Consider the following 21,426-nt stretch of genomic DNA (forward strand, 5'->3'; position numbering starts at 1 on the left):
ACTGATAGCATAGGAGACATAGGCAGAAAATGGCAGAAGAGACTACGACAGAGAAAAAAGTTGCCACAAGGAAGATAAAGGGCGACCCTGTGATATGGGGAGTCTTCATCATGCTGTGTATAATAAGCATCATCGAGGTGTTCAGCGCTTCGAGCAACTTGACCTACAAGACTTCCAACTACTGGGGACCGATATGCAAACATGTGTTCCTGCTCGGATGGGGAGTGCTGTTCATGCTGGCAACGATGAATCTGAAATGCAAATATTTCAAGCTCGTCATGCCGCTGGCATTGTTCATATCGTTTGTATTACTCATAATCTGTTTTTTCGTAGGTGCCGTGAACGACGGCCACAGATGGATTCCCATACCGGTAATCGGCATGAAATTCCAACCCTCTGAAATGGCTAAAGGAGCCGTAGTGCTCGCCGTGGCAACGATACTGAGCGCAATGCAGACGGACACGGGTGTCGACAAGAGGGCATTCAAATTCATCATCACCGTCAGCGGCGGCTTCATAGTTCTCATAGGATTGGAAAACCTCTCTACGGCAGCACTGCTGGGTGCTGTGGTGCTGATGATGATGTGGATAGGAAGAATTCCCAAGAGGCAGTTGGGCAAACTGATGGGATCTCTTGCCATTTTGGCAGTGGGTGGATTGATCATCGTAATGGCCTTCGGACACGACAAGGAGAAAGAGGCTGAAGAGGACCCGAGGATGGCTATGGTGGACAAGAACAAGGTCAAGGCAACAGACAAAGAAGATAGCAAAGAACCGAAATTGTTCCACCGCCTTGACACTTGGAAGAGCCGTATAGACAAGTTCCTCGACGGCAAAGATGTTCCGCCAGAGAAATTCGACCTCAACAATGACGCACAGGAGGGATATTCACAGATTGCCATAGCATCATCTAACATGATGGGCAAAGGACCGGGAAACTCCACGATGAGAGACTACCTGCCACAGGCTTTCAGCGACTTCATCTACTCCATAATCATTGAAGAGATGGGACTGATAGGTGCCGTGGGTGTGTGTCTGCTGTATATAATACTGCTGTTCCGCACCATGACGATAGCGAGCAGATGTGCCAACACCTTCCCGGCACTGCTGATAATAGGAATAGCACTGATGCTTGTCACACAGGCTCTGTTCAATATGGGCGTGGCTGTGGGATGGCTGCCGGTGACCGGTCAGCCGCTGCCGCTGATAAGCAAGGGCGGAACTTCTTCTATAATGAACTGCGTGTATATCGGAATGATACTGAGCGTGAGCCGGTCGGCAAAGAAGAAGAACGAAACAGCTCACATTCCCACAGCAACGCCGATAGCAGCATAAGCATTGAAACGACCGGCAAAGGTCATGAAAAAGATCAAAGGGAAAGATAACCGGTAAAGGTTGATAAAGGAAAAGACATCTGCGAGACAGCATATCTACTGCGGATGAAGTAACAAAGAAACAAAATTTCTGAACAATGGATAATGAACTGAGGATTGTAATCAGCGGTGGCGGCACTGGAGGCCATATATTCCCTGCCGTATCTATCGCAAATGCCATAAAGGCGAAGCGCCCGGAGGCAAAGATTCTGTTTGTCGGAGCACTTGGCAGAATGGAAATGCAGCGTGTGCCGGCAGCAGGATACGAAATCAAAGGTCTGCCCGTCAGAGGACTGATACGTCCACTGTGGTCGCCGAAAAACATCGGTGTGCTCATAGATTACCTGAAGAGCAAGGGTATGGCGAAGAAGATCATCAAAGACTTCAAGCCGATGGCTGCAGTGGGAGTGGGAGGATATGCAAGTGGAGCGACTCTCGACGCGGCACATGCCCTGGGCATCCCAAGTCTTATCCAGGAGCAGAACTCATACGCAGGAAAAACCAACAAGATGCTTTCGACGAAGGCTGACAAGATATGCGTTGCCTACGACGGCATGGAGCGTTTCTTCCCTGCTGACAAGATAATGATGACGGGAAATCCCGTCAGACAGAATATCGTGAATGCGGAGATAAGCCATGAGGATGCGGTGAAACAGTTCGGACTCGACCCGGAGAAGAAGACGATACTCATAGTGGGTGGCAGCCTCGGAGCACGCACCGTGAACGAGAGCGTATTGGCTCATCTCAAGGAGATAAAGGAGTCGGGAGTGCAGTTCATATGGCAGACCGGCAAATACTACCACGAGAGCATCATGCAGAAAATGGCATCCCACAATGACATGCCGATGCTGAAGGTGATGGACTTCATATCCGATATGGGAGCGGCATACAAGGCTGCCGACCTCGTGATAAGCCGTGCCGGAGCAAGCAGTATCTCGGAATTCTGTCTGATAGGCAAACCTGTGATACTGGTGCCATCGCCAAATGTGGCTGAAGACCACCAGACAAAGAACGCCATGGCACTGGTGGAGAAGGACGCCGCGCTGATGGTGAAAGATGTGGAGGCAAAGGACAATGTTATAAAGCTCGCACTGACAACAGTGGGCGATGCGGCAAAACTGGTGAGCCTTGCAACAAACGTGAAGAAACTCGGTCTGCCCCACTCCGCCGACATCATTGCCGACGAGGTGTTGAAACTGGCGGAAAACAAAAAATGACAAACAAATACAAATCCCTGACAATACAGTAGCTGAATCGGAAGGCTAATTCCTGAAAGCAGCTTGGAAAGGCTGACGCTATTGTGGAGAAAAACAAAGAAGCAATGGAACTGAAAGATATAAAAGCAGTATATTTCGTAGGAGCCGGCGGCATCGGTATGAGCGCCATAGCTCGCTATTTCATACATAAAGGACTCGTGGTGGCCGGTTACGACAAGACACCATCGAAACTGACAGAACAGCTGGAGAAAGAGGGTATGCTCATCCACTATGAGGAAAACGTGGACGAGATTCCCCATGCATGCAAGAAACCGGCATCGACTCTCGTTGTTTACACACCAGCCATTCCGCAGGAACACAAGGAACTGGTATATTTCCGCGAGAACAACTTCGACGTGGAGAAGAGAGCACAGGTACTCGGTATGCTGACACGCACTCACAAGGGGCTTTGCGTTGCAGGCACTCACGGCAAGACAACGACATCAACGATGTGTGCCCATATCATGCATCAGAGTTCTATAGACTGCAACGCTTTCCTCGGCGGCATATCAAAGAACTACGGCACAAACTATATCCTCAGCGAAAAGAGCGACTACGTGGTGATAGAGGCCGACGAGTTCGACCGCAGCTTCCATTGGCTCCGTCCTTGGATGAGCGTGATCACCTCTACCGACCCTGACCACCTCGACATATACGGCACCAAAGAGGCTTATCTCGAAAGCTTCCGTCACTACACCACTCTGATACAGCCAGGAGGCGCACTCATAATCCACAAAAACCTGGAGATGAAGGCTGACGTGCAGGATGGAGTGAAGGTGTATACATACAGCCGCGATGAAGGTGACTTCCATGCGGAGAACGTGAAGATCGGAAACGGAGAAATCACTTTTGACTTCATATCGCCGGTGGAAAGCATCAAGAACGTGAAGCTCGGACAGCCGGTGCCTATCAATATAGAGAATGGTGTGGCTGCTATGGCTATGGCTCAGCTTAACGGCTGCAATGCAGAGGAACTGAAATACGGAATGAAGACTTATCATGGAGTGGACCGCCGGTTCGACTTTAAGATAAAGACCGACAAACTCGTGTTCATGAGCGACTACGCACATCACCCTAAGGAGATATACCAGAGTGCGAAAAGCATGAGGGAACTATATAAGGACAAGAAGATAACTGTTATCTTCCAGCCTCATCTCTATACAAGGACAAGAGACTTCTACAAGGACTTCGCCGACAGCCTCAGCCTGCTCGACCGCGTGGTGCTCTGCGACATCTATCCTGCCCGTGAGGAACCGATACCTGGTGTGACATCGAAACTGATATACGACAATCTGAAACCGGGAGTGGAGAAGGAGATGATACACAAGGAGGACGTATTGAAGTTTGTAGAAGACAACGATTTCGAGGTGCTCGTCGTACTTGGTGCTGGCGACCTTGACAACTACGTGCCTCAAATAGAGAAGATACTGGAGAAAAGGAAATAAACACTACCTGCCGGCGAGCGTCCCTGACTGTCAAGGAAGCGGCTCGCTGGCAGGCTGAATGGAAATGCGACCAAAATACAAGAAACTAATACTGCTGATGCTCGATGTCATACTCTTGGTGTATGTCTTCGTAGCGATGATCTCGTTCAACAAACCGGACGAGAGCAAAAACGTGTGCACAGAGGTGAATATCGTTATCGCCGACCAGAATGCCAACGGCTTCCTCACCGCCAACGAGGTGAAGAAGATGATGAAGGACAGCAGGATGTATCCTCTGAACTTCAAGATGACGGACATACAGCCAAGGCTGATAGAAGACCTGCTGTGCAAGAGCCCGTTCGTGAAGACAGCGGAATGCTACAAGACGAAAGACAACAAGGTGTTCGTGAGCATCACGCAGCGACTGCCGGTGATAAGGATAAAGAGCGAGAGGGGCGACGACTACTATCTCGACGACAAAGGAGGAATAATGCCCAACACCAGCTATACCTCTGACCTGATAATAGCCACGGGCAACATCAGACAATCGTTCGCACGCAACTACATCGCGCCAATGGCAAATATCATAATGGCAAACGACCTGTGGAAGAACATGATAGAGCAGATCAACGTGCTGTCGGACGGTGGAATAGAAATAGTGCCGCGAATCGGAGACCACGTGGTATTCCTCGGATACATGCCTCAGACAAGATATGCATCCAAACGGAAGGAGAAGATTGCTGCATTCGTGGATACGAAACTCACACGACTGGAGAAATTCTACAAATATGGTCTGAGCCAAGTGGGATGGAACAAATATCCGTATATAAGCCTGGAATTCGACAACCAGATAATCTGCAAGAAGGACAGGAACGCCAAAGGCAATCAGGAGACCGCCCCGCAAGCGCCTCAGCAGGAACAAAAGCCTGATGCCAACACTCCTGCCGCCCAGCAGCCTGGCGACAGCCATCAGGAAAAGCCGCAGAACGACAGACAAAAGACCGAAAAGAACGAGGCTGAGAAGAACAGTCATAATACAAAGGACAAAAAGACTGAAAGGAAGGAGAACAACCGGAAAAAGTCGGATAAAGCTGCTGACAAAAAGAAGACCGACAGCAAGAGGTCGGACAGGAAGAAAGCTGCAGACAGGAAGTCTTCCGAGAAGAAAGCAGACAAGAAGAAGTCTGCCGAGAAGAAATCGGGAAGCAAAAAGTCTACCGACAAGAACAGACGGTCATAAACCAAGAAACAAATAAAAGCAACCCCATAAAAAAATAAGCAATATGCCAGCAAAGGATTTTATAGTAGCAATAGAACTGGGCTCGTCGAAGCTAAGAGGAATAGCAGGACGAAAGAACAATGACGGAAGCATCAGCGTTTACGCCATGGCCAGCGAAGACTCCTCAACGTATATCAAGAAGGGAACGGCACACAACCTGGAGAAGACAATCCAGGGCATCACCAACATCATCGGAAAGCTGAAAGCCGCCCTCAACAGGGAGATTTCGCAGGTGTATGTAGGAGTCAGCGGACAGTCAATCTTCAGCGTCAAGAACGAAATCGTGCGCGACCTGCCGAAAGACACGCTCATCACACAACAGATGGTGAACGAACTGATGGACACTAACCGCAACAAGACATATTCAGACAAGCAAATCCTTGATGTTGCCATACAAGAATACAAAGTGGGCAATGACTACGAGAACGACCCCGCAGGAATTCAGGCTGACCAGCTGACTGGAAACTTCCTCAACATCCTGTGGCGCAAATCGTTCTACGACAAGCTCACCAACTGTTTCGACAAGGCAGGGATAAAGATTGCCGAACTCGACATAGCTCCGCTGGCACTTGCCGACTGCATTCTCGATGATACACGCAAGAGGGCTGGCTGCATGCTTGTGGATATGGGTGCGGCAACGACCACAATGCTCGTATACCACAAGAACATACTGCGCCACATCGCCGTGATTCCTCTCGGAAGCAGCAACATAACCAAGGACATCGCCTCGGCAAACATCGAAGAGGATGTGGCTGAGAAGATGAAGATAAAATACGGCAGCGCATATACCGAACTGGAAGAGCGAGACAAGACGATGGAATACTCCGTCACACCGGAGCAGACCATCTCAAGCGAAAAGTTCCAGCAGATTGTGGAAGCCCGCATACAGGAGATAATAGAGAACGTGTGGGCACAGGTGCCTACAGAATACAAGAAGAAACTTAATGGCGGCATCGTAATCACCGGCGGTGGTTCCAACATGAAGAACATCACCAAGGCTTTCAGCAAGAAGACGGAGATTGACAAGATAAACATCGTGCAGTTCATCAACGACACCGTGACGACGACCAAGAACATCAACCTCCCCCACGACGGTACGCTGAACACCCTGCTGGGACTGCTCATGAAGGGCGACCAGAGCTGCGACGGAGGCGAGATAAAGACTTCTCTCTTCAATGAAAGCAACCAGCCCGAACAACCTGCTCTGACAAAGACACAGCCTACGGAGCCAAACTATGTGGCTGGTGGAACGGCAGGAGTGAGGACTCCGGCAGAAATTGCCGCTGCTGCGGAACTGCAACGCAAGCAGGACAACGACGAATGGACAAAGGCCGTTGCCGACAACACCATCGGTGCATACCAGAGCTACAAGGAGAAATATCCTAACGGACTGCACACCGAAGAGGCTACAAAGATAATCGAGGAGATTCAGAACAAAGAATCCAAGCCGAAAGACAATATAATCAAGAGGGGCATCTCGGTATTCAAGAGGTGGATTACTGAAGAAAACGAAGAATAATACTACCGACATAAACGAGACATAAGAGAGAGAAAAGACAAAACTGGTAAACAACGAAAGTATATAAGAGATATGGCAGACGATAAGAAAATAGGCATGATGGCATCAGCCTTCGGCGAGCCGGACAAGCCAAGCAGCATAATAAAAGTCATCGGAGTGGGCGGTGGCGGCGGCAATGCCGTAAACCACATGTACCGCGAAGGTATACACGACGTCACATTCGTTCTCTGCAACACCGACAAGAAGGCCCTTAACGACTCTCCTGTCCCCGTGCACCTGCAACTCGGAAAAGAGGGACTGGGAGCCGGAAACAAGCCTGAGAAGGGACGCCAAGAGGCAGAAGACAGTGAGGAGGAGATAAAGCACATGCTCAACGACGGCACCAAGATGGTGTTCATCACTGCCGGAATGGGTGGCGGCACCGGTACGGGTGCCGGTCCTGTAGTGGCACGCATCGCCAAGGAGATGGGTATCCTCACCGTGGGCATCGTGACCATCCCGTTTGAATGGGAAGGCAAGAAGAAGATCCTACAGGCACTCACCGGTGTTGAGAAGATGGCACAGAACGTGGACGCCCTGCTTGTGATAAACAACCAGCGCCTCTTTGACATCTATCCTGAACTATCGCTCATCGACGCCTTCGGCAAGGCAGACGACACACTGAGCGTGGCGGCAAAGAGCATCGCCGAGATAATCACGATGCACGGAATCATAAACCTCGACTTCAACGACGTGAAGACCGTATTGAAGGATGGCGGAGTGGCTCTGATGAGTACCGGCTTCGGCAAGGGAGAGGACCGTCTGAAGAAGGCCATCGAAAATGCCCTCCATTCTCCGCTGCTCAACGACAACGACGTGTTCAACTCGAAGAAAATCCTTCTCAGCGTATCGTTCTCTTCGGAGGGCGAAGACAAGAAGAACGAGCTGATGATGGACGAGATGAAGGCCATCAACGAGTTCATGGACGGCTTCGACGACGACATAGAGACGAAATGGGGAGTTTCCATCGACCCGGAACTGAAGGAGAACGTGAAGGTGACCATCCTCGCCACCGGCTTCGGCATGAAGGTGGAAGACGGCAAGATGAACATCACCGACAAGAACGAGCAGAGTGTGGAGGAGATGCGCAAGTCCCGACAGAAGAAGGACGCCGAGGATGCTCTCATCGACAGCTATTATGGCAAGGGCAGCAACAACAAGGAGAGACCACAGGTGCGCTGCTTCATCTTCGGCAACGACGATCTGGACAACGACAACCTCATCTCTGCCATTGAGTCGATGCCTACCTACAGCCGCAGCAGAACGCAGAACAACGAGCTGATAAAGCTCTCTAAGGGCGATGTAGACAGCGTTTCGCAGACGAAGGTGGGAACGACAACTTCGGGCACTATAAAGTTTGCATAGAATTCAAACACAAAAAAAACAATAACAATGTTATACGATCAAGTAAGCAACGACATCAAGGAGGCAATGAAAGCCCGCGACAAGGTTCGCCTGGAAACCCTCCGCAACATCAAGAAAGTATTCATAGAGGCTAAGACAGCACCGGGTGCCAACGACACTCTTGAGGACGCTGCCGCCCTGAAGATTCTCGCCAAACTGGCAAAACAGGGCAAGGAGTCTGCCGACACCTTCATCGCCCAGAACCGTCAGGACCTCGCCGACGAGGAACTGGCACAGGTAAAGGTGATCGAGGAGTATCTGCCTAAGCCTCTCAGCGCCGATGAGATTGAAGGCATCGTGAAGGGCATCATCGAGCAGACCGGTGCTTCGAGCATGAAGGACATGGGCAAGGTGATGGGAATGGCAAGCAAGCAGATGGCTGGCAAAGCCGACGGTAAGGTGATTTCAGACATCGTGAAGAAACTGCTGGCTTAATCACAAAGTCACGTACAAACAGAATATATGAGTTTCCCCTCATATCCCGGACAATATCACAAAGGAAGCATCACTTCCATGATTCGTCGGGGATATGAGGGGAAATCTGTATCCGGACCATCTAAGGACAATCATTCATCTGATTTACTATAGACCATAATTCATCTGATTATCTTATAGACTATAATTCATTTGACTATCCATTACAATCATTCATTTGTCCTCAAGCCAGGATAACTCTCGCGGAACTCTGCCGGTGTCATGCCATAACGATCCTTGAAAAGGCGCTGGAAGGTGCGCACGGTGGAGAATCCCGATGCCTTGGCAATGCTGTCGATGGTCTGCTTGCTGTCCAAGTCGCGCAGCAGGCGGTAGGCATATTCCAGTCTGTAGTTGTTGATATAGGCTGAGAGATTGGAGAAACCGCTGAAATCCTTTATCACACGCCCCACCCTGTTCCTGTCTGAATGGAACATGTCAACAAGCGTCTGGCGCTGGAAGTCGGGATTAAGATACAATCTTTCGTCGCGGATGGTGCGGTCTATCTGTTCAAAGAGGCTACTTGCATCTTCAGAGTTGTCAGAAGATGCGTCATTTGCGTTTTCAGCCTCTTTGGCAGCCACTGCTGACAATTCCTCGTCCAGACCGGCATTGTCGTCTCTAAGGGCGATTTCCTTGCCTTTTGCGGTTCTCTGTATGGCAACTCTCATCATCTCACTGTTGCGTTCAGCTTCGCACGCCCTGTTTTCAGCATCTTCAAGTGCCCTTTCTGCCATCTCATACCTGTCTTTATATTCCAATGCCTTCTCTATGGAACTCACAAGAGCCTTGTTCTTGAGCGCCACCACTTGTTTCTGCTTATACAGGCGGAACATATATACCACTACGAATAACACTATTGTCGCAAGCGCCACCAGTGCCACGAGCATGAGCTTGGCGGCAGCCTTGGCATCCTGAGCCTTCATCTGCTCGTCCTGCACCTTGTATACTGACAGCGTGTGTGCCATCAGCGCCATGTTCTGTGCTTCATGCAGCGTGTCTTCAAGATTCAGCGCCCTCCTCAGGTAATGACGCTCCAGCTCGCGGTTCCCCTTGGCAGAAGCGGCACTCGCCTTCAGTTCGAGTTCATCCCTATAGCTTTCGGTTATAGTGTCACCACCGTCTTCCTTGTCAATCTTAGCATATACTGCGAGCATCCTGTCGAAGAGCTTCAGTTCTCCGAGAGCCGGCACTATCATACGCTGGCTGTCGAGGGATTTCGACTGTTCCGACTGGTCAAATTCCTTCAGGCTCTGCATAGCCAGGTCTCTGTTTCCCATTTCGGCATGGGCATAAGACAGGAAAGCCAGCATCTGGGTGCGGTAGAGTTTCAGCATCACGGCGAAGGACTCCTTGTCTTTCTCCCATGCCAGCGGCTTGTCCTTTATTCCTTCCGGATGGGCTATACCCTTGTCGAGCAGGGCAATGACCTTTTCGCACAAGTCCACCACATCAGCCGGTCTGTTGAGAATATGCAGTGCCACCACCTTGATTTTAGATGCTATCAGATAACTGTTCAAGCAGTTCCACGAATCGTATTTCATCAGATCGGCGAGAGCCTGCTCTATCATCTTCAGTCCTTCTTCAGAGTTGCCGAGAAGCACCATACCATATCCCACAGTGGCCTTCATCTCGAATTCCTTGTCCTTGCGTCCCAGTTCCTGGGCGAGCGTCTCTGTGGCTGAGGCATACTGCAGCATCGCCGCATTGTTTTCCGAAGCCACTGCCGAGTTTGTCATGAGCGCATAGATGCAGTATGTCAACGTCTTGTCGTTCTTGGTGTCTGAAGCGTCAAGAGCCTGCTGGCAAATTTCCATCACGGAGTCGAAGCGTGCCTCAGCCCGATACACCACGATGGCTTCGAGATATTTCTTCTGTCCCTCGCCTATTCTCTCCTCGTCGTATGCCTTCTTTATCATCCCTTTGGCATGCGACAGGTCGGCGCTGGTCACGATAGTTTCATAAATATGGTTGAAATCGGTGTTCACGTCAACATATGGCGACGTTCTTCTGCCGTTGCCTCCGCAAGCGGCAAGAAGCACCATTACCATCGAGAGCACTGCCAGTGGCAACATTCTGAGGTCCATGATCTTCAGTCTGTTGATCATTGCTCAATAATCTCCATAAGTTAATAAAACACTATTGATATCTGATAAAAGGCAAGTCTTGCCTCTGTGGGCATCAACCCAACACTCCGTCGAAGAATGTATGGAGTGCCTGGCGTACGGAGCGTAGTCCGAACTGTTCGGTATGTATCTCCGACAGTGGCAGCCAGAAACATTCGGCGGCATCGTCGGAAGCCTTGAGCTGCGTCTCGTCTGCCACCTTGCAGAGGAAGAACATGTCAAGGGTACGTACGTCGAAACCTGAGAATCTATAGACGTTCGGCTGACTGAACTGGTATTTCATATCCACCACGTCGAGTGCCGTCTCTTCCTTTATCTCTCTTTTCATCGCCTGTTCCACGGTCTCGCCCATGTCGCAGAATCCACCGGGCAGGTCGAGCATCCCCTTGGCTGGCTCCAGCTTGCGACGCTCCACGAGGAGCTCGTTCTTGGAGTTAAGGATGAAGGCGGCAACTGCTGCAGCCGGATTGAGATAGAATTCAAAACCGCAATTTTCACACTTTCTGCTCTTTTCACTTGCTTCCACGAAATGCGAACTGCCGCATTTCGGACAGTATCTGAATTGTTCCAATACGTGCATAATGTATGTTTTTTAAGTGATGCTGACAATGGCCGTCGTAGCCTTTGCGACTGCAATATTACAAAAAAAATGTTTAAATCAATGTGAATGGAGGGAGTTTCTTGCGTATGTCAGTTTTTTTTGCGAATATTGCATTAGCAAACTGCTACTCATGTCGTCTTCCGACATGGGGAATAATCAAAATACGACAACTACGGAAATGAAAAGAGCAAGAATGATTCTGACTGCCCTCCTTGTGGCAGGCACGGCTTGTGTGGCCAACGCCCAGAAGGGCATCAGCATGAACTTATGGAACAACAATGCACCGAACGACAACGGTGACGCCCAGGACACTGCAAAGGTGTGGGTATACAAGCCGGCAAAGGCTGACAACACCGGCAGATGCGTGGTGATATGCCCGGGCGGAGGATATTCGCATCTGGCAATGGAGCACGAGGGACACAACTGGGCTCCGTTCTTCAACAATATGGGCATTACGGCGGTGGTGCTGAAATACCGCATGCCTCACGGCAACTGCGAGGTGCCCATAGCGGATGCAGAAGAAGCGCTGAAACTCGTGCGCAGAAACGCTGCGGCATGGGGAGTGAAGGCTGACCAGGTGGGTATAATGGGATTCTCTGCCGGCGGACACCTTGCCTCCACTATTGCAACTCATTCAAAAGGTGAAGCCAGACCCGACTTCCAGATTCTCTTCTATCCCGTGATAACGATGATGCCTGACATCACTCATCAGGGCAGCCACGACAACTTCCTCGGCAAGGATGCCAAGAAGAAGGATGAGAAACTGTATAGCAACGACGCCCAGGTGTCGCGAACCACACCACGTGCCATCATCCTGCTTGCCGACGACGACAGGGCCGTGCTACCGGCAAACGGAGTGAACTACTACAACGAACTATACCGCCACGATGTGCCGGCAAGCCTGCATGTCTTCCCGTCGGGTGGCCACGGCTTCGGAATAAGGGAGTCGTTCAAATACCACACCGAAATGGAACTCATGCTGAAGGCGTGGTTGAGAAGTTTCTGACACCAACGGCAGGAAACGTCAACCCAGCAGCTGCTTCAGCTGCTCGAAGGAATCTGCAATCTCGATGTGCCTGTGGTAGTCGCCGCGGATCATTCCGCGCTGCTGCAGGTCGTCGAGCAGTGCGATGAGGGTGTTCCAGAAGCCGTTGATGTTATAGAGTATCACCCTCTTGTTGTGATAACCTATAGTTGAAGAAGCTGCCACGGTGAAGATCTCGTCGAGGGTGCCCAGTCCGCCGGGAAGCGCCACCACTACATCGCTCTTGAGCAGCATCAGGTCCTTGCGGTCGCTGAGATTGTCGCAGGGTATCTCCACACTGAGGTATTGGCTCACGTGTCCGTTCTCTTCTATTTTCGACGGCACCACACCGATTGTCATGCCTCCGGCTTCATAGGCTGCCTTGGCTACACACTCCATCAAGCCCATGTCGCAACCGCCAAACACGATGGAATCGCCGTTTTTTGCAAGCCATTCCCCTAACTCTCTCGTTTTCTCAAAATAAACCGGCTCTATATTCTCATTTGCCGAACAGAATATCGCTACTTTCATATTTCCTTGTTTTTTCCTTTGTGCCGTCTGCGGATGTGCCCATTATCTCCAAGCGGCAGGGTATCCCACCGGAGAATACTTGCTCCGCATCCCCACAGTAACGGCTAAGATTTTGTTGTCGGGTGTAAAGGTAATACATTTCTTGCTGATATGGGCACGCTTTTCTCCACGTTTTTGTAACTTTGCACAAAATAACCGTTTTCTATATGAATTGGAAAGAACTGATTTCTAACAAGCGCCTCGGACAGGAAGACCGCCACATAGAGCGCCATGACGACCGCAGCGAGTTCAAACGCGACTACGACCGTCTGATTTTCTCTGCTCCCTTCCGCCGCATGCAGAACAAGACTCAGGTGTTCCCGCTGCCGGGAAGCATCTTCGTTCACAACCGTCTCACACACAGTCTGGAGGTGGCGAGCGTAGGCATGTCGCTGGGCAACGACGTGGCGGCGGCGATAATAGGAAAGCAGCCGGAACTGGACAAGACGCTGTTTCCGCAGATCGGCACGATAGTGAGCACGGCATGTCTCGCCCACGATATGGGAAACCCGCCGTTCGGACATTCCGGTGAGAAGGCGATACAGACGTTCTTCACAGAGGGCAAAGGGGCTTTCCTCAAAAACGAGATCAGCGAGGGTACATGGAACGACATAACCCACTTCGAGGGTAATGCCAATGCCTTCCGTCTGCTTGCCCACAGATTCAAAGGGCGTCGCGACGGTGGATTCGTAATGACATACTCCACGCTCGCCTCGATAGTGAAATATCCGTTCGAATCGGCTCTCGCCGGAGACCACGGCAAATTCGGATTCTTCTGCACGGAGAAGGAGATATATCAGAAAATAGCCGATGAATTGGGCATTATCCGTCATTCTCAGTCTGGCGCTCCGCTTGCCTATGCCCGTCATCCGCTGGTGTATCTGGTGGAAGCGGCTGACGACATCTGTTATGAGATAATGGACATTGAGGATTCTCACAAGCTGAAGATTCTTTCGTTCGAGCAGACAAAGGACCTCCTGCTCGGATTCTTCGATGAAAGCGTGAAAAACAGTATCGAAAAGCGTATCAAGGACGAAGGAATCACCGACGACAACGAGAAGGTGATTTACATGCGTGCCTGCGTGATAGGCAAATTGGAGAACGTGTGTGCGAGGGCGTTCATCGACCACGAGAAGGAGATTCTCGACGGCACTTTCAAGGGATGTCTCATCGACCACATCCCGGAACCTCAGCGAGAAGCATACAAAAGGTGCACAGAGGTGTCGTTCAACAGGATATACAAGAGCAAACCGGTGCTCGACGTGGAACTGAGCGGTTTCAAGATTATGGAAACGCTGATGGAGATAATGACCGAAGCTGCAGTGCATCCCGACAGGTTCTACTCCAAGCAGCTTATAAGCAGGGTGAGCAGCCAGTATGACATCACGTCGCCGAATCTGGAGACGAGAATCATGGCGGTAGTCGACTATATCAGCGGCATGACCGACGTGTATGCTCTGGACATTTACCAGAAGATCAACGGTATAAGCCTGCCTATAGTATAGGCATTCGAAAGACTAGTGAATTGGTAGTCTAATGAATATTTTGCACCTTTATATGTAAAAACCAAACAGTTACAAAGATATTACCCCAGTTCGGGATAAGCAACCTCAACCCCATTCATCAGAAATCTTCAGAAACCATCAGGCAATCTGGTTTCCGGATGATTTCAGAATTCAAAGTCGAGTGTCAGCTCTTCGGGAGGCAGGAGAGTGAAAGAACGGCGATGGAATGGTGTAATACCACATTCACGGATAGCCTGACGGTGTTTCTTAGTTGGGTAGCCCTTGTTGCTCTTCCAGTCATACTGCGGATAGTCTTCCGCCAGACGGTCCATATAGTCGTCGCGGTATGTCTTGGCGAGGATGCTCGCCGCAGCGATGGAGAGGTATTTGCCGTCGCCCTTCACGATGGTGGTGTATGGAAGGTCGCGGTAGGGTTTGAAGCGGTTGCCGTCTACTATCATCGCTTCGGGACGCACCTTGAGCTGGTCTAAAGCACGGTGCATGGCGAGGATACTCGCATTGAGGATATTTATCTCGTCAATCTCTCCAGGCTCCACGATGCCCACAGCCCAGTCCACGGCATCGTGTTCTATTATCTCACGAAGCTGCTTGCGCTTGCGGTCGGTGAGTTTCTTCGAATCATTGAGCAGTTCGTTCTCATAATCGGGTGGCAATATAACGGCGGCAGCAAAAACGCTTCCGGCAAGACAGCCTCTGCCGGCTTCGTCACAGCCTGCCTCAACGAGACCTTCGTAATAATGATTTTCCAGCATTGTATACTTCTCTTTTTGTTTCGGACAATATCTTTATATCTTTCAAAGTATAAAGGTACGAATTATTTCCGACATATCAAAAAGATACACAGCGAGTTTTATCTTTTAGCCCGAATGACCGATTTGGCGTTAGTCTTGTATAAGAAACCTGTAAGATTAGCCAAATAATAAAGGTGACAAAAATACATGCCAGAAATCCCCCCACACCGTGGAAACGGACCCCCCTAATGTGGGGTTTGATTCCCCACGACAGGGGGAAATTTCGAAGGTTATGCTTAAGATGACAAATTATGGCTCTACGTCCCACTGAATAGGCACGTTCTTCATCGTGATGTATCCTCTGATTGCCGCATCAACATACAGTCCGAGCTTCAGCACCTGCATCACCTTGGCGGTCTTCTTCACATTCTCGAATCTTGTATAGGTACCATCGAGCTTCAGTTTCACATAAACTCCCTCACTGACGTCAAAAGAGTCGGATGTAGTGCCGCCGTCTGGCGTATAAGATTCACCGTCTTGGTCAACGAACATTGTTACGCTGCGAAGGTCTGAATTAGGAAAATCTCCAACACCGCCGAGACTGATACGCGACTTGTCGGCTATCATCTTCACTTTCAGCACGAGGGTCACGGTGCCGTAGTTCTCTGAGGTGCTCTTGCCATAGGCACCTACCAACTGGATGTCTACATCCTTGGCAAAAGGATTGATGACGGTGGCTCCAGACTCTGATGTGGTGGTAGTACCAACGAACTGTGGCGGCATATCCTTGCTGGCTGCAGGATCTGTCCGTTTGATCTTGGCGTCCTTCTTAGATACCGTGTCCAGAGTTTTTGTCACCTTCTTCAGGATATTCCCAAACTGTGCGTCTGCCGGTTGTGCAGCAAAGAAGAAAGCTGCGAATGCCACGAAGATTCTGAATAGATTTCTTTTCATAATAATATAGTTTTTAGTTTAACAATAAAGTTGTGAAGTTTGACTTGATTTATATTTGATTGTTCTTGTATTGACAATGGGTATTCATTTCTTGCCGGCAAAATTAACGGAAGAATATGTTTTTCAGGGTTTCAAAGAGTAAATAGATGTGTCATTACGTACAAAGTTCTATGCGTATTGTCCTGTTTTTCTTCTATCTCTATTGAAATATAACGACACCAGCCAACTCATTGACCAATAAATTGACCACAAATGGGCACGATGCTTGCCCAAGTGAGGCAAGGTGCTTTCTCAAGTGGGGCACGCTGCTTGCCCCTGTTGGGCAGATTTGCTGTCAGACGTCTGCCCAATAAGAGAATGTTGTAATACTCATTTTCCGGTTTCAGGATACTGTCAACGCATACTATTCCTGTAGAATGAATTACTCACAGATGACATTCCTTTCATCAGGTATTTCCTCACATCTGACAATTCCTTTCATCAGCAAACCATCCAGACAATTGCCTGACAATCGCCAGACAACCAACTGTCTGTCTATCAGAATATTACGACAAAAAACCAGATGATCTGACAGTTTTTTTGAAAATTCTTATTTTTTACTAAAAATCAGCGTTATGGGCAACTTTTACTCATATCGAGTAACTTAAACCCCAACCGGTCATTAGGGGTTACTTGGATTTTGGTTTTGGAAAAGTGGACTTTGTTTGGTTAAATTAATTCCGCCAACTGGCAATATGTTATATCATATTTAACAGAAATAGTTTGTCTTGTGAACTTATTGTGCAAAAACTCCATATATCTTTGCAACAGGAAGAGGAAAACAGGGCTATCTGTCCCGAACCGGTCATCATAGGTTTGGATAAGCCCAAGACCCTACGGGGCTTCTTCGGGAGAGAAAGGACAAAGTAAAAACAGAAAATAAAAAACTTAAGGATATGGAGAAGAAAATGATTTTGACAACTGGCGTGAATGAGAATGAGAACATTGATTTCACGGAGCTTATCAGCAAGATAGGCGCATGGGCATCAGAACCGGTCCGCCTGTTGGGCGAATACTACTCGAGCGTGCTGGAAAGAAAGCTGTCTATCGGTCAGACATGGCGCCTGATAGAGGTGCAGCTGGCATTCTTCGCCTGCATATTCCCTGCCGACCTGTCGGTGGCTGTCCGTCTGTTAGCCGTTGCATGGCTCGGTTCGGCAGTGACAAGGTGCAGGAAGGCAATGAAGAAGTAATACCATGGAAAACACCTTATATACTTTCAATTTCACAAAATGACGAAACGGCGACAGACCTCAAGCGTGAGGCTGCCGCCGTTTATTTCGTTATCGTTTCAACCCAAATCGACCGTTTGGGGAGGGTGATTACTTATTTGTCGATTCCCATCTCCTTGAGCAGACGGTCTGCATGACCCCACTTGTCCATGAGATAGATTACATAGCGCATGTCAACGCCGATGCAACGGGCAAGTACCGGATCGAAACGGATGTCGCTTGAGAGTGAATCCCAGTTGCCGTCGAAGGCGAGACCGATGAGGTTTCCGTTGCCGTCGAACATCGGTGAACCGGAGTTACCACCGGTAATGTCGTTGTTGGTGAGGAAGCAGAGCTGCATCTTTCCGCTCTCCTTGTCGGTGTAGCGACCGAAGTCTTTTGCCGACATCAAGTCTCTCAGCTCTGGCTCAGCGTAATAATCCACTACCTTGTCGCCAGTGTTCATCTTCTCAACGATGCTCTCTGAAGTGGTGTAGTAGCCTGCTGGCTTACCGCCGACTACGAGGTCTTTCACCTGTCCGTAGCTCAGGCGCATAGTGAAGTTGGCGTCGCTATAGTGTGGCAGGTCTTCCTCCATACGCACCTTGGCGTCGCAGAGATAGCGCTCCTGCTGCTTGATTTCCGGAGCGAGGGCACGGATCTTCTCGATCACTTCGTCATAGATAGCCTTGATGTCAAGACCATACTGCACACCCGGGTCGTTCTTGTAGTTCTTCTTGTTGAAGAATATCTTCTCACCGCTCTTCATGAGGATAGACTTGGCGTAGAGATAGTCAACGAACTTCTTGTAGTCGCCGCCGAAGTCCTTGTCGATCTTGGCATAGCAAGCCGGCAGATACTTGGCGTCTACATGTTCACGGTAGTTCTTGAGCAGAGCTGCCATAACGTCCTTGTCGAGAGCCTCGTCCCAAGCATTGCTGTTGTCCTCGAACTGCACATACTGCTTTGCCGGCTTGTCCTTAGGACCCTTTACTTCCATTCCTCCGAGCACCTGCAAAGCACGTGTATTGAACTCGCTGGTGCGGTTGAAAGCCTCAATCCAGTTGGTGAACACATACTGCACGTCGAAGCGCTTGGCGTAGAGGTCTTTCATCTTGTCGAAATCAAGTTTGCCCTTCAGATAGCCGGTGCTGTCCTGATAAGCCTTGATGCGCTGCTCGAACTCCTGCTTCTGACGGATAATACCGATGGAATCGATACATTTGTTCATTCCGATGGAGTTCTTCCAGTAGTTGGAGCTTTGTGCATACTTGGAATCATACTTGATTCTCACTGCCTCGTCGGCACGCATGTGGCGGATCATGATCTGCTGCTTCACGCCACGCACCTGTGCACGTGGGGCATTGTCGGCATCGCGACGCTCCTTGATACCGTATGATGAGAGGTAACGGTTGGTAGTGCCCGGATAACCGATTGTCATGGCGAAGTCGCCATCCTTGTATCCGTCGAGCGACACCTTAGTCCAATGCTTCGGACGATAAGGCACATTGTCCTTAGAGTATGCTGCAGGACCGTTTGTCTTAGGATCGGCATAGATACGGAAGACAGAGTAGTCGCAGGTCTGGCGCGGCCACATCCAGTTGTCGGTCTCGCCACCAAACTTACCCATAGACTTAGGCACGGTGAAGACGAGGCGCAAGTCGGTGAAATCGCGGTATGTCGTGGCGTAGAACTTGTTGCCTTCGAAATATGGCTTGATTTCAAGACGGAGTGTAGGGTCTGCTGCCTTCACCTCCTTAGACATCACATTCTCGATGGAATCGAGGAATTCTGACTGTTTGTTGATAGGCAGGTTGTAGAGTCCCTTCTTGGTGAGCTCGTCAGTGATATCCTTCTGCTCCACCATGAAGCTCACGAACATGTTCTCGTTTGGCAACTCCTCCTCATAGCTCTTGGCATAGAAGCCGTTGAGCATATAGTCGTGTTCTACAGTAGAATGACTGCGGATAGCCTCGAAACCACAGTGGTGGTTGGTGAAGACGAGTCCGTCTGGCGACACCACTACACCGGAACAGAATCCGGAGAAGTTGACAACAGACTTCATGATGGCGTCGTCGCCACTGTAGAGTGCGTCGTAAGGCAGGTTGAAACCGTAGGTCTTCATCTGCTCATACACTGCCTGGGGAAGGTTGTAGAGAGTCCACATTCCCTCGTCAGCCTTGGCGCTGCCAGCAGACAGAGCCAACAGTCCTGCTAACAGGATTGATGATTTCTTTCTCATTTTTCGTATATTTAATTTAAAGTTTCGGCAAAAATACGATATATTTTCCAACTGTACTTGCTTGTGGATGAAAATATCGCTTTTTAATCCTCATAATTTCTCAATTTCTCCGCTGATGCCTGTCATTTGCGGAAATGCCTGCCAATCACGGGCAATCCGCTGAGCGGAAAATCCTTCTTCACGATATATGCTATGAAGAGGACGCCAAGCACTGTATTCACCGTCAGGGCGAGCGGTGTGGAGAGTCTGGCATTTGCCGTGGTCATGCAGAAATACAGCACTACGGTGATCAGGACATAAACGGAGATGTCTTTCATCGGATAGGCAATGGGATACTTGCGCTGTCCCACGAAATACGAGAGCACCATCGCCGTGGCGTATCCCGCGAAACCAGCCCAGGCACATGCCATATATCCGTAGCGAGGCACAAATATAACGTTGACCGCTATCAGCACGGCGCATCCCGCACCTGAAAAATACGCTCCCCAGATGGTCTTGTCGATGAGCTTATACCAGAATGAGAGATTGAAATACACTCCCATCATTATCTCTGCCGCCATGACGATAGGCACCACACGCAGTCCGTCCCAATAGTCTCTGCCTATGATATGGCGCAGCACATCCATATAGCCCACCACCACGAGGAAGGCAAGGAGGGTGAAGATGATGAAGTATTTCATCGCCTTGGCATAGGTCTCACGGTTGTCCTTGTCTTTAGACTTGCCGAAGACGAACGGTTCGTAGGCATAGCGGAACGCCTGTGTTATCATAGCCATGATCATGGCTATCTTGCTTGCCGCGCCATAGATGCCGAGCTGCGAATGGGCATCGCTTCCTTTATATATATAAGGGAAGAGAATCTTGTCGGCTGTCTGGTTGAGGATGCCGGCGATGCCAAGCACGAGGATGGGCCAGCTATAGCTGAGCATGCGGCGCAGGAGCGCTTTGCTGAACGAATATTTCTGTGCTACGAGTTCCCGCCAGAAGAAGAACGTGAGGATGGCAGAACAGAAGAGATTGACATAGAACGCATAGCCTGCCCCGACAGTAGGGTCGTAGATGGCGGATATGAACCCGGTGCCGCCGTTTGCCTCGTAGATATTGGGCAGAATGAGGAAGAACACGATGTTGAGGACTATCGCCATGAAGATGTTGAGGAGTTTCAGGGCAGCGAACTTTATCGGGCGCTTCTTATACCTGAGGTATGCGAACGGTATGCACTGGAAGGCATCGATGGCAACGGTAATCGCCATCACCCATATATACGACTGGTGGTCGGCATAGCCCATAAAGGCGGATATGGGATTGATGAAGAGCAGCACGAGGGCTATGAACATCAGTGAGGTGAAGCCCACACTGATGAGTGTAGTGGTATATACTGTCTGCGGATTCTCTTCTTCTTTGTTGGCGAAGCGGAAGAAGGTGGTCTCCATTCCGTATGTCAGTATCACCATCAGCAATGCCGTATAGGCATAGACATTGGTTATGACACCATAGCCGCCGCTCGCTGCCGACAGCTTTGCCGTGTATAGCGGCACGAGAAGATAGTTGAGGAATCTTCCTACGATACTGCTCAATCCATAGATTGCCGTATCCTTAGCGAGTGATTTTAAATTTGCCATTTGCTTATGTTTG

At 49.8% G+C, this 21,426-nt stretch carries 17 protein-coding genes; 10 read left to right on the plus strand and 7 right to left on the minus strand.

What is annotated here, in order from left to right:
* Window positions 1–29 precede the first annotated feature (29 nt).
* From ACDC99_RS10225 to ACDC99_RS10255, 7 genes are all read left to right on the plus strand, one after another.
* Window positions 30–1,334 carry an FtsW/RodA/SpoVE family cell cycle protein gene (locus tag ACDC99_RS10225; protein ID WP_022316031.1) on the plus strand — a complete coding sequence of 435 codons (1,305 nt, stop codon included), beginning with the start codon at window positions 30–32 and terminating at the stop codon, window positions 1,332–1,334.
* Between the two features lie 136 nt (window positions 1,335–1,470).
* Window positions 1,471–2,589 (plus strand): undecaprenyldiphospho-muramoylpentapeptide beta-N-acetylglucosaminyltransferase, encoded by a 1,119-nt coding sequence (gene murG / locus ACDC99_RS10230; protein WP_044080369.1) that lies wholly within the window; start codon window positions 1,471–1,473, stop codon window positions 2,587–2,589.
* A gap of 104 nt (window positions 2,590–2,693) precedes the next feature.
* Complete coding sequence (murC, locus tag ACDC99_RS10235; protein ID WP_042517901.1) at window positions 2,694–4,073, plus strand: UDP-N-acetylmuramate--L-alanine ligase; 1,380 nt, start codon at window positions 2,694–2,696, stop codon at window positions 4,071–4,073.
* Window positions 4,074–4,137: 64 nt separating this feature from the next.
* A complete protein-coding gene (locus ACDC99_RS10240; RefSeq protein ID WP_370756696.1) occupies window positions 4,138–5,292 on the plus strand; it encodes a cell division protein FtsQ in 1,155 nt (384 codons plus the stop codon).
* A gap of 43 nt (window positions 5,293–5,335) precedes the next feature.
* Window positions 5,336–6,850 carry a cell division protein FtsA gene (gene ftsA / locus ACDC99_RS10245; RefSeq protein WP_022316027.1) on the plus strand — a complete coding sequence of 505 codons (1,515 nt, stop codon included), beginning with the start codon at window positions 5,336–5,338 and terminating at the stop codon, window positions 6,848–6,850.
* Between the two features lie 72 nt (window positions 6,851–6,922).
* A complete protein-coding gene (ftsZ, locus tag ACDC99_RS10250; protein WP_044074240.1) occupies window positions 6,923–8,254 on the plus strand; it encodes a cell division protein FtsZ in 1,332 nt (443 codons plus the stop codon).
* 27 nt (window positions 8,255–8,281) lie between these two features.
* Window positions 8,282–8,728, plus strand: coding sequence for a GatB/YqeY domain-containing protein (locus ACDC99_RS10255; protein WP_022316025.1), 447 nt, complete (start codon window positions 8,282–8,284; stop codon window positions 8,726–8,728).
* Window positions 8,729–8,937: 209 nt separating this feature from the next.
* On the opposite strand, the gene ACDC99_RS10260 is transcribed toward ACDC99_RS10255, so the two are convergent.
* Together ACDC99_RS10260 and ACDC99_RS10265 are read right to left on the minus strand one after the other, a co-directional pair.
* Window positions 8,938–10,875 (minus strand): helix-turn-helix domain-containing protein, encoded by a 1,938-nt coding sequence (locus ACDC99_RS10260; RefSeq protein ID WP_370756697.1) that lies wholly within the window; start codon window positions 10,873–10,875, stop codon window positions 8,938–8,940.
* A 73-nt stretch (window positions 10,876–10,948) separates the two neighbouring features.
* Window positions 10,949–11,473: an NUDIX domain-containing protein gene (locus ACDC99_RS10265; protein WP_042517895.1), complete on the minus strand. Its 525-nt coding sequence runs from the start codon at window positions 11,471–11,473 to the stop codon at window positions 10,949–10,951.
* Window positions 11,474–11,672: 199 nt separating this feature from the next.
* On the opposite strand from ACDC99_RS10265, the gene ACDC99_RS10270 reads away from it, so the two are divergent.
* Window positions 11,673–12,500, plus strand: a complete 828-nt coding sequence (locus ACDC99_RS10270; protein WP_044072919.1) for an alpha/beta hydrolase — start codon at window positions 11,673–11,675, stop codon at window positions 12,498–12,500.
* 18 nt (window positions 12,501–12,518) lie between these two features.
* Here ACDC99_RS10270 and ACDC99_RS10275 read toward each other — a convergent pair whose 3' ends face one another.
* Window positions 12,519–13,049: an LOG family protein gene (locus tag ACDC99_RS10275; protein WP_288762103.1), complete on the minus strand. Its 531-nt coding sequence runs from the start codon at window positions 13,047–13,049 to the stop codon at window positions 12,519–12,521.
* Window positions 13,050–13,255: 206 nt separating this feature from the next.
* Here ACDC99_RS10275 and dgt point away from each other — a divergent pair, with 206 nt between their 5' ends.
* The gene (dgt, locus tag ACDC99_RS10280; RefSeq protein WP_044072920.1) at window positions 13,256–14,593 is read left to right on the plus strand and encodes a dGTP triphosphohydrolase; all 1,338 of its coding nucleotides are present in this window, start codon (window positions 13,256–13,258) and stop codon (window positions 14,591–14,593) included.
* 164 nt (window positions 14,594–14,757) lie between these two features.
* Here dgt and ACDC99_RS10285 read toward each other — a convergent pair whose 3' ends face one another.
* Complete coding sequence (locus tag ACDC99_RS10285; protein WP_042519778.1) at window positions 14,758–15,366, minus strand: ribonuclease HII; 609 nt, start codon at window positions 15,364–15,366, stop codon at window positions 14,758–14,760.
* A gap of 288 nt (window positions 15,367–15,654) precedes the next feature.
* Entirely contained in the window at window positions 15,655–16,299 is a 645-nt protein-coding gene (locus tag ACDC99_RS10290) for a hypothetical protein (RefSeq protein WP_370756698.1), read from the minus strand.
* 935 nt (window positions 16,300–17,234) lie between these two features.
* Between ACDC99_RS10290 and ACDC99_RS10295 the strand changes: the two genes are divergently transcribed.
* Window positions 17,235–17,531 (plus strand): hypothetical protein, encoded by a 297-nt coding sequence (locus tag ACDC99_RS10295; protein ID WP_022317374.1) that lies wholly within the window; start codon window positions 17,235–17,237, stop codon window positions 17,529–17,531.
* Window positions 17,532–17,664: 133 nt separating this feature from the next.
* On the opposite strand, the gene ACDC99_RS10300 is transcribed toward ACDC99_RS10295, so the two are convergent.
* Both ACDC99_RS10300 and ACDC99_RS10305 read right to left on the minus strand, forming a co-directional pair.
* The gene (locus ACDC99_RS10300; RefSeq protein WP_022317375.1) at window positions 17,665–19,791 is read right to left on the minus strand and encodes a S46 family peptidase; all 2,127 of its coding nucleotides are present in this window, start codon (window positions 19,789–19,791) and stop codon (window positions 17,665–17,667) included.
* Window positions 19,792–19,913: 122 nt separating this feature from the next.
* A complete protein-coding gene (locus tag ACDC99_RS10305) occupies window positions 19,914–21,413 on the minus strand; it encodes an oligosaccharide flippase family protein (RefSeq protein ID WP_044072944.1) in 1,500 nt (499 codons plus the stop codon).
* Window positions 21,414–21,426: the final 13 nt, after the last annotated feature.

Source organism: Prevotella pectinovora (assembly GCF_041323955.1).
GTDB lineage: Bacteria > Bacteroidota > Bacteroidia > Bacteroidales > Bacteroidaceae > Prevotella > Prevotella pectinovora.